Origin of the sequence: Paenibacillus thailandensis (assembly GCF_042685365.1) — a bacterium.
Classification (GTDB): domain Bacteria; phylum Bacillota; class Bacilli; order Paenibacillales; family Paenibacillaceae; genus Paenibacillus_AP; species Paenibacillus_AP thailandensis.
Genome location: NZ_JBHUMY010000020.1, coordinates 136,930 through 149,422, shown reverse-complemented (window position 1 = coordinate 149,422; position 12,493 = coordinate 136,930). Strand labels below are relative to the sequence as shown.

The window sequence follows — 12,493 nt, the reverse complement described above, 5'->3', positions numbered from 1 at the left end:
GAACTTTTTCGGTTAACGTTGGGATACACGAATACGAATACGCCGCTTCACGCCTCAGACGCGCACCCCCACGAAAATTTTTTATCCGCCAACGCGCCGCGAAGGACACACGCTGCCAAACTCACGGGGTCAGAAGCGTACATTTTCGTATAGTTTATCGGAACGAAAAGAGCGCCACTGACGGAGAATCCCGTAGTGACGCGGAAACTGTACGATATAACCATAGCGACAAATTACGTATTTATCGGATAGAGGCGGATGGAAACGAAAGGGGGGCGGGGGAGGGTAAACGGGAGAGACCGCGTCCTGGTGCCCGAAAAATCCGCGCAAAAAAATTAACTCTGGGCTTCACCAAACAACCATTTGGTAAAAGAAAGATATAAGGGCTGGTATATAAGCCAGTCCCAATCCCCATGTTATTACCTGAATCAACACAGCATATAGAAACCAGAATTTGTTGTTTGGTTTAACTATTAGCCTTAATACAGAATTAACTGACAGGACTGTTAAGGCGAAGAGAATAAGAACAACTATAGTAGCCATTGTTGCTAAAACCAAACCGAAGTATGTGTCTAGTTTAATGTTGAAGATTAGTGATATAATCCTAGGAGCAAATACTATACCTGTAAATACTGTAACAATTTGAACTAGATCACTAATAATCGATAACTTTCCGGTTCCATTAGCTGACTTAAAGTCTTGAATGATGTCTTTTAAATACTGCAATATTTATTTTCCCCCACATTTCATTCTGATAATTGCAATGTATAGTTTCTATCTCTAGTCCCAATACATTCCATAATATCAGATTAAGAGAGAACGATAAATATTAAGTAAAGCGGAGCTTCCCGCGCTTTCTCTCGTTTCCATTATCGATTAAGTTCGTAACCGGCGATGCTTTATCGTGCTGTTCACGTAAATCCGTTCCAGTATAGCGAACGTACACTTGCGTCATATTTAACGAAGTATGGCCGAGAATACGCGCCAGGGCCATCGGATCTCCTCCGCTGCGTAGAAACTTAACGGCCATATAGTGGCGGAAGGTATGCGGACTAACGCGCGCCCCTGTTACACCAACTCGCCGTGCATAAAGTTTAAGCATCTTTGCGAATGTATCCCCGTAATATCTTTCTCCGAATTGCGTAAGCCACAAATAATCATCAGGACCAACGTCCATATATTCGATTAACTTCTCTAGCTCCTTCGCAGTTTTTTGTGAGATCGGTACGACACGGGTTGTATTTGTTTTTGAAACCTCGGCTCTCACGGTAATCTGCCGAAGCTTAAAGTCGATGTCCGAAATTTTTAGACTCGTTAATTCTTTCGCGCGAAGTCCTCCGTCACATAGTACGAGCATCATGCAGTAATCTCGGCGTCCGGTATAGACGCGTCTATTCGGAGCGGAGAGCAATTTCAGTACGTCCTCATCCGTAAATACTTCGAATGTATCCTTCTCCTCTGTCTGATATCCGATCGGGTCGAGCGGAGACTCTTTCATGACGCGCTCTCTTACGAGAAAGTTAAAGAATATCTTCATATTGCGTATAACATTATTAACCGTTCGAGCGGATAGACCGACGCCGGCCTCCGGACTTGTTGGATGATCGTCCCAGCGCGTTTTCTTATACGTCAAGTAATGAATGTACTCTCGGAAAAGTTCCGTTGTAATTACGTCCTCTTCTCGTTGTTCAAACCATTTGCGGAATTGCAGTAATACTTGTTCGTAAGCAGAGACGGTTTTGAGTGAACGTTTTTCTGTACGTTTGGATTGTAAGAAACGTTCGATTTGAGTTCCGAGATCAAATTTTACGTTAGACGGACGTTTAGAGACGAAAGCAAACTTCGGGTTTGTTCGCGACATTTAACGGAATCCTCCTTAGCGATAAAGAAATGCTAAACGTTCCGATAAAGGATGCGCTAAGTTTATCGTAATGACGAAAGCTGACCGCTGAATTTCCGCGTCGTTATGCGGATTGTGACCGAAGTCGAAGCCGACGAACAGCGAATTCATCGCGATGGTCGCCGACAAGCTGCGGATTGAGCACAAGGTGTCGTAGGATGTTTTGATCCATATCAAGGTAGCGATTCAGCTAATACCACTCCTTTTTGGTCTTCTATTGAAGCCGATAAAGGAGTGGTATTTTTATTCTTTCCATCATAAACAGTGGAACTATTCACGATTATTCCTTTTCGGATAATAAGAAAACCCAGGATATTTCACGACGGGCCATTTTTCCTTGCGCAAAGCGTTCATCAGCTCGGGACTTGCATTCAGATTCTCTTGAACCAGCCGATGCGGCGTAAGCGCCATCCACTGGTTGAGAGATACGTCGGCGAAGCGGTCGCTCTTAAACATCTCCAGAAACCATAAGCTTTCGTCGCCGGTATTCTGAATATAGTGTCCGAACGCAAAGGGGACGTAACCTACGTCTCCCGCGCGATAATCGAAGGTGCGGGCCGTACCGTTCGGCGCAAACACCGTCATTCGTCCGGTCCCCGTTATATAATACTGCCATTCATCGTTGTTGGGGTGCCAGTGCATTTCCCTCATGGCGCCAGGTTTAATTTCGACCAATGCCGCGGCGACCGTCTTCGAAATCGGAAAATTGGAGGAATCCGCAATACGCACCGTTCCGCCCGGCGTTACAATCGGATCTTGCGCCAGCAGGCGATGCGAGAACGGCAAAGGCACTGTACCGTACGGATCGGCTACCTGTGCGCTTTCAATCGGTCCCGGAATCGTTCCTTGAAATATATATCGCTGCCGTTTCGGGATATGGGCCAACGCGCCGACCGGCACGCCGAAATTGGCCGACAGCACATCCTTTGGCGTATGTGCAAACCAATCGGAAATCGACAGCGTATTAAGATCGGAAAAACTGCCGTCGTCGAAAACGAGCAAAAACTCGCAGCCTTCCTCCAATCCTTGAATGGAATGCGGAATTCCGGGAGGGAAATACCACAGGTCGCCGACGCCGACATCGGCTATAAAGTTCCTCCCGTTCTGATCGACTGCCGTAATGCGCGCACGGCCGACAAGCATGATCGCCCATTCGGCTTGTTGATGCCAATGCAGCTCGCGAACGCCGCCCGGAGCTAGCGCCATGTTTACGCCGGCAAGCGTGGTGGCGATCGGCAGCTGCCTAACGGTAATTTCACGCGACCAACCGCCGTGATTTAGCTGCATATACGTATCGGAGAAAGAAAATTTGAGGTTCGGAAGCGTGCCCGCATCGGTAGAGGGCGGAATTAACATGTCGGGATTCTCAAGATCCCGCATAACGTCCCGCGGTCCGAAATCCCACCATCCGGATCGACCTCTTATCGGTTGCGGTATTGTTCCATACCGTTTATCGGTTACCAATATCATTTTACACCCCTTGTTGGATTCCTTGCATTCTCGACACCGGTTCAGGCGCCTAATATATTTTATGAATCGGATCGGGAATGGGAATATGTCCCCCGCTTATGGTCATTAGCTCGGTCAGGGCGAAAGGAAAGCGATAAATATATGCCGAAATGTTGACTGCAAAGGTTCAAATGGAATGCGAAACGCCGCCGTCTTATGCCAAGACGACGGCGTTTGCTTCTGCCGCTAGTGAAATCTATATTTAAAAATTACAACTCGGGTTGGGTTCTTCTATGGCCCGTCCGGGTACGAAATCTTATAATTTGAAGTGAAATTGCAAGCGCTTATATGAATCGGATTATCCGTCCGTTTCCCGCAGCTTTGCGGCGATTGAAGGAGGGTAGCCTTTAACGCTTTTGAACACGTTGCTGAAATAAGCGACGTCCTGAAAGCCGCATCGCTCGGCGACCTCGGAGACGGTAAACCCGCCGGCCGACAGCATCATCTCGGCGTTGTTGACGCGAATTCGGTTGATATAAGCTTTGCAGGAAGTGCCGGTCTGCTGCTTGAACAGCTTGCCCAAATAGACCGGATGCAAATGGACCAGCTTGGCCAATTCGCCGATTGTCAAATCCTCGGGGTAGCGGTCGACGATATGTTTGATGACTTTGTTCACCCTTGGATCCTGATGCGCGGTTTGCCGGCGGTACGAATTCGCAAGCAGCCGATGCACGATAAGCTGAAACAAGCCCCGCGCCTGCATACGGTAGAAGGGCGGCTTGCTCATCCAGACATGGGCGAATTCTTTGATGTAGTCCATAATTTCCGTCGTCATCCGGTTTTTCGTTACGGTCTGGAACGGAAGCGGAGTATCGTCGGAAGGCTCCAGCCACGTAAAATTAAAGGCGAAGGAATGCATCGGTTGATCTTTGAAGGTATGCGCTTCCCGAATGCTGCCGGACGGGATATAAATAATGTCGCCGGCTTCCACGGTAAATTTCTCCCCGTTTACGAAGTAGTTCGATTTGCCGCCGACGATAAACGTTAAGTCGTGGAAGCGGATCCGCTGTTTGACGATTTCCCAATCCGGGAAACAGCGCCGGTCGACAAACAGCTGAACATCCGGCACAAGGCGCTCGTATTTATCGGTTTCCATGGTCGCAATGCCTCCTTAAGGAGCATGATACCATTGCCCGTCCGACTCTTAAAGGGTTGTACGAAAAAAATAGGAGAGAGCGAGGAATTCGTTGTGAATATATACGGACAAACATTGCAGCCTGAAGCGGAGGAAGCCGCAGGAGGGAGAAAGCAGGCGGGGGACGCCAGCTACAAGGCATGGCTGCGGTACGATGCTTTGCCAGACGAAGCGGTAGAATTATACGGTTCTTATTTCTCGCAAATCGCGATCCGTGAATCTTCGGTCGTGATGCGGCAAGTACGCAAGGAGCTCGTCAGCGCCGTAGAATCGATGTTCGGGCGGAAGCCGCGCGTCGTAACCGCCAAACCCAAGAAGGGGCCGCTTGTTCTGCTTGCCACCGCAGACGATCCGGAGCTGGCCGGCTTAGCCGAGATCGGCAGGCTAAAAGATTTGCCGCGCGACGGTTATATCATCTGCCGAACGGAGCAAGAATCGGGCGGCTGTATCGTAGCGGCGGGCAACAGCGACGCAGGCGTGCTTTACGCCGCGTTTCATCTGCTTCGCCTGCTGCAGACGGAACAGGGGCTCGACGGCTTGCCGGTTGCGGAAGGCTCTCCGAACAAGCTGAGGATGATCAACCAGTGGGATAACATGGACGGCTCGATCGAGCGCGGTTATGCGGGCCAATCGATCTTTTACCGCCATGACAAAATCGTTCGGGACATGACCCGGATCCGCGATTATGCCCGGCTGCTTGCCTCCGTCGGCATAAATGCGATCTCGATCAACAACGTTAACGTGCATCGGACGGAAACGAAGCTGATTGCCGCCGAATGGCTGCCTTCCGTCGCGAAAATCGCCGATGTATTCCGGGGCTACGGCGTTAAGCTGTTTCTGAGCGTCAATTTCGCCAGCCCGATCGAAATCGGCGGCCTCCAGACGGCCGACCCGTTAGATAAGCAAGTGCAGCGCTGGTGGAAGGAGCGGGCCGAAGACATTTATCGCTACATTCCCGATTTCGGCGGATTTTTGGTAAAGGCAGACTCCGAATTTCGGCCGGGCCCGTTTACGTACGGGCGCGATCATGCGGACGGCGCCAACATGCTGGCGGATGCGCTGGAGCCTTTCGGGGGGATCGTTATTTGGCGTTGTTTTGTGTACAATTGCCAGCAGGACTGGAGAGACCGGAAGACGGACCGGGCGAGGGCTGCTTACGACCATTTCCTTCCGCTTGACGGCAAGTTCCGGGATAACGTCATCCTTCAAATTAAAAACGGCCCGATGGATTTTCAGGTGCGGGAGCCGGTGTCGCCTCTATTCGGGGGATTGAAGCAAACGAACCAAATGCTGGAGCTGCAAATTACGCAGGAGTATACCGGACAACAAAAGCATGTCTGCTATTTGGTGCCGCAATGGAAAGAAATCGTCGGTTTCGATACGTATGCCGCAGGCGAAGGCTCGACGGTAGCGAAGGCCGTCTCCGGCGAATTGAATCGGCTGCCGCTCGGCGGCATGGCGGCGGTGTCCAACATCGGCGACGACGCCAATTGGACCGGTCATCCGCTGGCGCAAGCGAATCTGTACGGCTATGGCCGTCTGTCCTGGAATCCGCAGCTGACGGCGGAGCAAATTACCGACGAATGGGTGAAGCTGACGTTTGGGGACGATCCGGACGTAACGGAAACGGTAAGCGGGATGCTGCTGCGTTCGTGGTCGATCTACGAAAGCTATACGGCGCCGCTTGGCGTCGGCTGGATGGTCAATCCGGGCCATCATTACGGTCCGAATGTCGACGGCTACGAATATTCGAAATGGGGAACGTACCATTTCGCCGACAGCCGGGGCATAGGCGTGGACCGGACAACGAAGACCGGCACGGGTTACGCCGGGCAATACAATGAACCGGTAGCGTCGCTGTACGGGTCGCCCGGTACATGTCCGGACGAGCTGCTGCTGTTTTTCCACCATGTGCCTTATACGCATCGTCTGAAGTCGGGATCCACCGTCATTCAGCATATTTACGATACGCATTTCGAGGGGGTCGTCCAAGCTGAGCAGCTGAAGCGGGAGTGGCTGACGCTCGAAGGGAAGATCGATCCGTCCGTTTTCCGCGAAACGGCGGAACGGCTCGATATGCAGATCGAAAGCGCCGTCGAATGGCGAGATCGGATCAATACGTATTTTTACCGGATGTCGGGCATTCCCGACGAGCGGGGAAGAACGATTTTTTGAAGAATAGTGGACGATGAACACGCCGATTTCGGCGTGTTTTTTCGCGTTCTGCGTCGTTAACCAAATGAGCAGCCGGGTCGAAGGAAGCCGCGAGGCGTTTAACTTTGTTCGAAGGACATGCGGGGGATGCTCGCCTGATTGTCGAAGACGGCCGCGCTGCAGATACGCTTATTGGGGAGTACAGTGGGTGCATATCCTTGGAACCTTCCACCGGCGGGGTGGCGGAGGAGAATAAATGGGTGTAGCGAGGGTGTCCACCCTTGGATCCCCCTCCATAGGAGGGGGATGTTCAGCTTATTGCGGCTTCGGCGGGCGCGGCCGCTTCTCGCGGAAGCGGGGGGCGACGTAATTGTGCTTGCGGTCGCGGAAAAAAATCCAGCCGCCGATAAAACCCGCGCCTGCGGCGAACATGACGGCGCCAAGCAGAAAGTTCAGCCACGCAAAATCGGGTTGAACGGCCTCGTTGCCGAATTCGGAAAAATAGTTGAATAAGGAATCTTTCATTTTCAAAAAACCGAAGCAAGCGACGACACCGGGAATAACTAAAACGAGAATGGCGATAAACCGCGAAATCGTAAGCCTCATGCGGCACCTGACGCTCCTTGTCCATAAGAATAATGCATTTTCCTATATTCTACCTTTTGATGAGGGATGTGTCCATTTCGAAACTCCAGTTTGATGACCGGACTATAAAAAAGGTACAATGATAGGGGGCGTAAACAATCATCCCGCAATGATTACATAGATAATTGAAGGTTCGACTGATGGAGGGAATAGGATGGCAATTGAAGTAGATGTAGCGGTTTTGGGCGGAGGACCCGGCGGATACACGGCCGCGATCCGGGCGGCGCAAGCCGGTAAAAGCGTAGCGATCGTGGAGATGGACAAGCTGGGAGGGACATGCCTTCACCGCGGCTGCATCCCGAGCAAATCGCTTCTTCGCAGCGCAGAAGTGTATGCGACGCTGCTGAACGCTTCGGCTTACGGCATCGACGTCCGGGAAGGGGCGGTCAGCCTGCAATTCGGAAGCGTGCAGCAGCGGAAGGATCGAACCGTGGAGCAGCTATACCGGGGGCTGCATACCCTAATGAATAAACATGGCATTCAAATCATTAACGGCAAAGGAAGAGTAATCGGCCCTTCGATTTTTTCGCCGCGCAGCGGTTCGCTTGCGGTCGAGCTTCCGGACGGCGAGATGGAATCGGTCGTCTCCGCCAACCTCATTATCGCGACGGGTTCGCGGCCGCGCTCGCTGCCTGGCATCGTGCCGGACGGCCGGCAAATTCTGACCAGCGACGACGCGCTGCGGATGGAGAAATTGCCGGAATCGATACTGATCGTCGGCGGCGGCGTCATCGGCGTGGAATGGGCTTCGCTGCTTCATGATTTCGGCGTACAAGTAACCGTTGTCGAAGCGGGTGCAAGGCTGCTGCCGGGCGAAGATACGGAAGTGTCGGCCGAGCTTGCGAAGAGCTTCCGGAAACGAGGCATCCGCGTTCTGACGAGCGTTCAGCTTCAGACGGAAGAGCTTGCGATCGACCCGCAAGGCGAAGTTTCGATATCGGCCGTAACGCCGGAAGGGAACGTCCGGCTGAGCGCCGCTCAAATGCTGCTGTCGGTCGGAAGATTGGCGAATATCGAAGGCATCGGCCTCGAAAATACGGACATTCGAACTTCCGGCGGTTATATCCAGGTGAACGAATTCGGCCAGACGAGCGAGCCGCATATTTATGCCATCGGCGACGTTGTCGGCGGCGTTCAGCTGGCGCATGCGGCGGCGCACGAAGGGTTGATCGCGGTGGACCATTTGATCGGCGGCGCTCCCGAGCCTTTGGCTCATCATCTTGTTCCGCGCTGTATTTATTCCCGGCCGGAGATCGCATCGTTCGGCTTAACGGAGGAAGGGGCTCTAGCGAAAGGGTATGACGTGAAGGTCGGGAAAATCCCGTTCCAGGCGATCGGCAAAGCGATCGTGTCGGGGCATCCGGAAGGGTTCGTGAAAGTGCTGGCCGACCGGAAAACGAACGACATCTTGGGTATCCATATGATCGGCGGGCACGCGACGGACATGATCGCAGAAGGCGCGCTCGCTTCGCTGCTCGACGCGACGCCGTGGGAGGTCGGACAGCTGGTTCATCCCCATCCGACGTTGTCGGAGGCGCTTGGCGAAGCGATGCTGGCGCTCGACGGCAAAGCGCTTGTTTTTTAAGCACGCCTGCCGATGCCGAATGACAGGTTATATTGACCATTGCCGGATAAGCCAGGATAAGGTTGGCGTTATCGCTTTTGCATGCGTCAGGTTTCCCTTTTCGTAAAAAGCGGGTATAATAAGTTTGAGCAAGTCTTAGTACCTGGTTTTAATACTTGGAGTGAAACTTATCGTTTTGTTCGATACGTCCAAAAAAGGAGGCGAAAGCTGATGACCCAACTTAATTCCGCGAAACGCTCGTTTCGGCATTCGGAACTGGGATTGACAGACGACAAAGCCGTTGAAATGTATAAAGTAATGAAGCTGGGCCGGAAATTCGACGAGCGCGCCCTGCTGCTGCAGCGCGCGGGCAAAATCAATTTCCACGTATCCGGCATCGGCCAGGAGGTCGCGCAGGTGGCTGCCGCCTTCGCCCTTGACCGGGAGCAGGATTATTTTCTGCCGTATTACCGCGATTACGCATTTGTACTTGCCGTCGGCATGACGATGAAGGAATTGATGCTGTCGTTATTCGCCAAGGCGGATGACCCGAACAGCGGCGGACGCCAAATGCCCGGCCACTTCGGCCACAAGAAGCTGCGCATCGTCACCGGCTCCAGCCCGGTAACGACGCAGGTGCCGCATGCGGTCGGCATCGCGCTTGCCGCCAAGATGAAGAACAAGCCGTTCGTCAGCTTCGTTACGTTCGGCGAAGGCTCCAGCAACCAAGGCGATTTCCATGAGGGCTGCAACTTTGCCGGCGTTCATAAGCTTCCGGTCATTTTCATGTGCGAGAACAACCAATACGCGATATCGGTGCCGGTGCGCAAGCAGCTTGGCGGCCGCGTAGCGGACCGCGCCGCCGGCTACGGCTTCCCGGGCCTCCGGGTGGACGGCAACGACGCCCTGGAAGTGTACCGCGTCGTCAAGGAAGCGCGCGAGCGGGCGGTTGCCGGCGAAGGGCCGACGCTGATCGAAGCGATGATGTACCGCATCTCGCCGCATTCGACTTCGGACAACGACCTCGTTTACCGGACGAAGGAAGAGGTCGAGGAGAACCGCTCGAAGGACGGCATTCCGAAATACCGGGCTTATCTTGAGGAATGCGGCTTATGGAACGACGAGCTTGAGAAGGCTCTCGAAGACGAGCTGCGCGCGATTGTCGACGAGGCGACGGCTTTCGGCGACAACGCCCCGTTCCCGGAACCGGAATCGGTGCTGTACCACGTATATGCAGACGACGCGCCGCAAGGAGGCAGAAGCTGATGGCGATTAAAGAATATATTGAAGCGATCCGCGACGCGATGCGCGAGGAAATGGAGCGTGACGAGGACGTATTCGTGCTGGGGGAGGACGTCGGCGTCAAAGGCGGCGTATTTACGACGACGAAGGGGCTGTATGAGCAGTTCGGCGAGTATCGCGCCTTGGACACGCCGCTTGCGGAATCGGCAATCGCCGGCGTAGCGATCGGCGCCGCGATGTACGGCATGAAACCAATCGCCGAAATGCAATATTCCGACTTCATGTTACCGGCAACGAACCAAATTATTAGCGAAGCGGCCAAAATCCGCTACCGTTCCAATAACGATTGGAGTTGCCCGGTCGTGATCCGAGCTCCTATCGGCGGCGGCATCTTTGGCGGCTTGTACCATTCGCAGTGCCCGGAATCGATATTTTTCGGAACGCCGGGATTAAAGATCGTAGCCCCTTATACGCCGTACGACGCAAAAGGGCTGCTGAAGGCGGCGGTTCGCGATCCGGATCCGGTCATCTATTTCGAGAACAAAAAAATATATAAGCTCGTCAAAGGCGAGATTCCGGAAGGCGACTATACCGTTCCGATCGGCAAGGCGAACGTACTTCGCGAAGGCGACGACATTACGGTAATCGGCTACAGCATGCCGCTTATGCTTGTCGAGCAGGCGGCCGAGGAGCTGGCCAAGGAAGGCATCAGCACTCATATTTTGGACCTGCGGACGCTTCAGCCGCTCGACAAGGAAGCGATCCTCGAAGCGGTGCGCCGCACCGGCAAAGTGCTTATCGTGCACGAAGACAACAAGACGGGCGGCATCGGCGCCGAGGTTGCGGCCATTATCGCCGAAGAGCTGCTGTATGAACTTGACGCTCCGATCATGCGCCTCGCAAGCCCCGATGTGCCGGCCATGCCGATCAATCCGCCGGGCGAGAAGTTTTTTATGCTGAATAAAGAAAAAGTGACAGAAGCCATGCGGCATTTGGCGCTTTATTAGGCCGAAAGGGTGATAATGCAGATGAAATCGTTAACGGAAATCGTTGTGCCGCAGCTGGCGGAATCGCTGGTGTCGGCGACGATTGATACTTGGCTGAAGAAGCCGGGCGATTCGATCGACCTGTACGAGCCGATATGCGAAGTGCTGACGGATAAAGTAAGCGCGGAGCTTCCTTCCACGGTGAAAGGAAAGCTCGTTGAAATATTGGTCCCTGCCGGCGAAACCGTGCCGGTCGGCACGCCGATCTGCGTGGTGGAAACGGAAGGTGCCGCAGGCGGCGAAGCGGATTCGCCTGCCGGCGGGCAAGCTTCGGCCGCTCCGCGGGCGGAGGAAGCCGGCGGCGACCAATCGATGCGAAGCCGCTATTCGCCTGCCGTGCAGAAGCTGGCGGCCGAGCATGGCGTCCGTCTGACGGACGTGCAAGGCACGGGGCTTGGCGGGCGGATTACCCGCAAGGACGTACTGGCCTATGTCGAATCCGGCGCCATTTCGGCGGACGGAACGCAGTATCCTCAAGCGGCCGCGGCGAAAGCGGCCGATCCGGTGCGCTTGTCGGGCTTGCATCTGTCCGAGACGCCGCGCATCCCGAGCATTGAGATCGAGCCGGCCGTGCCGGGGCGGGGCGAATATTTCATCGACGTAACGCCGATCCGCAACACGATTGCCCGCAACATGCGCCAGAGCGTATCGGAAATTCCGCACGCTTGGACGATGATCGAGGTCGACGTGACGAACCTGGTCGCGCTCCGCAACAAGGTGAAGGATGAGTTTATTAAGCGGGAAGGCGTGAACCTGACGTATCTCGCGTTCCTCCTGAAAGCGGTCGTAAATGCGATCAAAGATTATCCGATCATCAACTCGATGTGGGCCGTCGACAAAATTATCGTCAAAAGGGACATCAATATTTCGCTTGCCGTCGGAACCGACGATTCCGTCCTGACGCCGGTCATTAAAAACGCGGACCATAAGACGATTGCCGGTCTGGCAAAAGATATCGACGATCTGGCCCGCAAGACGCGAGAAGGCAAGCTGACATTGTCCGATATGCAAGGCGGCACCTTTACCGTCAACAACACCGGCTCGTTCGGATCGATTTTGTCGTACCCGATCATCAATTATCCTCAGGCGGCCATCATTACGTTCGAATCGATCGTCAAGCGGCCTGTCGTCATCAACGACATGATCGCGGTTCGATCGATGGCGAATCTGTGCCTGTCGCTCGATCATCGCATCTTGGACGGCGTCATTTGCGGCCGGTTCCTGCAGCGAGTGAAGGAAAATATCGAAAGCTACAACATGGATACGAAACTGTATTAATTTACGGAAAAGAGGAATGC

At 53.8% G+C, this 12,493-nt stretch carries 9 protein-coding genes; 5 read left to right on the top strand and 4 right to left on the bottom strand.

Going from position 1 to position 12,493, the window contains the following annotated elements; translation table 11 throughout:
• Nucleotides 1–829 precede the first annotated feature (829 nt).
• The 3 genes from ACFSW5_RS17495 to ACFSW5_RS17485 all read right to left on the bottom strand — a co-directional run bounded on the left by ACFSW5_RS17495 (nucleotide 830) and on the right by ACFSW5_RS17485 (nucleotide 4,505).
• The gene (locus ACFSW5_RS17495; protein ID WP_379275765.1) at nucleotides 830–1,861 is read right to left on the bottom strand and encodes a tyrosine-type recombinase/integrase; all 1,032 of its coding nucleotides are present in this window, start codon (nucleotides 1,859–1,861) and stop codon (nucleotides 830–832) included.
• 309 nt (nucleotides 1,862–2,170) lie between these two features.
• Nucleotides 2,171–3,370 (bottom strand): oxalate decarboxylase family bicupin, encoded by a 1,200-nt coding sequence (locus ACFSW5_RS17490; RefSeq protein WP_379275763.1) that lies wholly within the window; start codon nucleotides 3,368–3,370, stop codon nucleotides 2,171–2,173.
• A 337-nt stretch (nucleotides 3,371–3,707) separates the two neighbouring features.
• Nucleotides 3,708–4,505 (bottom strand): helix-turn-helix transcriptional regulator, encoded by a 798-nt coding sequence (locus tag ACFSW5_RS17485; RefSeq protein WP_379275761.1) that lies wholly within the window; start codon nucleotides 4,503–4,505, stop codon nucleotides 3,708–3,710.
• A gap of 183 nt (nucleotides 4,506–4,688) precedes the next feature.
• Here ACFSW5_RS17485 and ACFSW5_RS17480 point away from each other — a divergent pair, with 183 nt between their 5' ends.
• Nucleotides 4,689–6,719 (top strand): alpha-glucuronidase family glycosyl hydrolase, encoded by a 2,031-nt coding sequence (locus tag ACFSW5_RS17480; RefSeq protein WP_379275781.1) that lies wholly within the window; start codon nucleotides 4,689–4,691, stop codon nucleotides 6,717–6,719.
• Nucleotides 6,720–7,013: 294 nt separating this feature from the next.
• Here ACFSW5_RS17480 and ACFSW5_RS17475 read toward each other — a convergent pair whose 3' ends face one another.
• Nucleotides 7,014–7,304 carry a DUF2627 domain-containing protein gene (locus ACFSW5_RS17475; protein ID WP_379275759.1) on the bottom strand — a complete coding sequence of 97 codons (291 nt, stop codon included), beginning with the start codon at nucleotides 7,302–7,304 and terminating at the stop codon, nucleotides 7,014–7,016.
• 193 nt (nucleotides 7,305–7,497) lie between these two features.
• On the opposite strand from ACFSW5_RS17475, the gene lpdA reads away from it, so the two are divergent.
• The 4 genes from lpdA (at nucleotide 7,498) to ACFSW5_RS17455 (ending at nucleotide 12,473) form a co-directional block, all read left to right on the top strand.
• Nucleotides 7,498–8,928 carry a dihydrolipoyl dehydrogenase gene (gene lpdA / locus ACFSW5_RS17470; protein ID WP_379275757.1) on the top strand — a complete coding sequence of 477 codons (1,431 nt, stop codon included), beginning with the start codon at nucleotides 7,498–7,500 and terminating at the stop codon, nucleotides 8,926–8,928.
• Nucleotides 8,929–9,138: 210 nt separating this feature from the next.
• Complete coding sequence (locus ACFSW5_RS17465; protein ID WP_379275754.1) at nucleotides 9,139–10,173, top strand: thiamine pyrophosphate-dependent dehydrogenase E1 component subunit alpha; 1,035 nt, start codon at nucleotides 9,139–9,141, stop codon at nucleotides 10,171–10,173.
• Nucleotides 10,173–11,156, top strand: coding sequence for an alpha-ketoacid dehydrogenase subunit beta (locus tag ACFSW5_RS17460; RefSeq protein ID WP_379275752.1), 984 nt, complete (start codon nucleotides 10,173–10,175; stop codon nucleotides 11,154–11,156). Before ACFSW5_RS17465 ends, ACFSW5_RS17460 begins: the two co-directional genes overlap by 1 nt.
• A 21-nt stretch (nucleotides 11,157–11,177) precedes the next feature.
• Nucleotides 11,178–12,473 (top strand): dihydrolipoamide acetyltransferase family protein, encoded by a 1,296-nt coding sequence (locus tag ACFSW5_RS17455; protein WP_379275750.1) that lies wholly within the window; start codon nucleotides 11,178–11,180, stop codon nucleotides 12,471–12,473.
• Nucleotides 12,474–12,493 lie beyond the last annotated feature (20 nt).

Coding starts and splice junctions, on each gene's coding strand:
- ACFSW5_RS17495 (WP_379275765.1), bottom strand. CDS start 1,861: ATGTCGCGAACAAACCCGAAGTTTGCTTTCGTCTCTAAACGTCCGTCT.
- ACFSW5_RS17490 (WP_379275763.1), bottom strand. CDS start 3,370: ATGATATTGGTAACCGATAAACGGTATGGAACAATACCGCAACCGATA.
- ACFSW5_RS17485 (WP_379275761.1), bottom strand. CDS start 4,505: ATGGAAACCGATAAATACGAGCGCCTTGTGCCGGATGTTCAGCTGTTT.
- ACFSW5_RS17475 (WP_379275759.1), bottom strand. CDS start 7,304: ATGAGGCTTACGATTTCGCGGTTTATCGCCATTCTCGTTTTAGTTATT.
- lpdA (WP_379275757.1), top strand. CDS start 7,498: ATGGCAATTGAAGTAGATGTAGCGGTTTTGGGCGGAGGACCCGGCGGA.
- ACFSW5_RS17465 (WP_379275754.1), top strand. CDS start 9,139: ATGACCCAACTTAATTCCGCGAAACGCTCGTTTCGGCATTCGGAACTG.
- ACFSW5_RS17460 (WP_379275752.1), top strand. CDS start 10,173: ATGGCGATTAAAGAATATATTGAAGCGATCCGCGACGCGATGCGCGAG.
- ACFSW5_RS17455 (WP_379275750.1), top strand. CDS start 11,178: ATGAAATCGTTAACGGAAATCGTTGTGCCGCAGCTGGCGGAATCGCTG.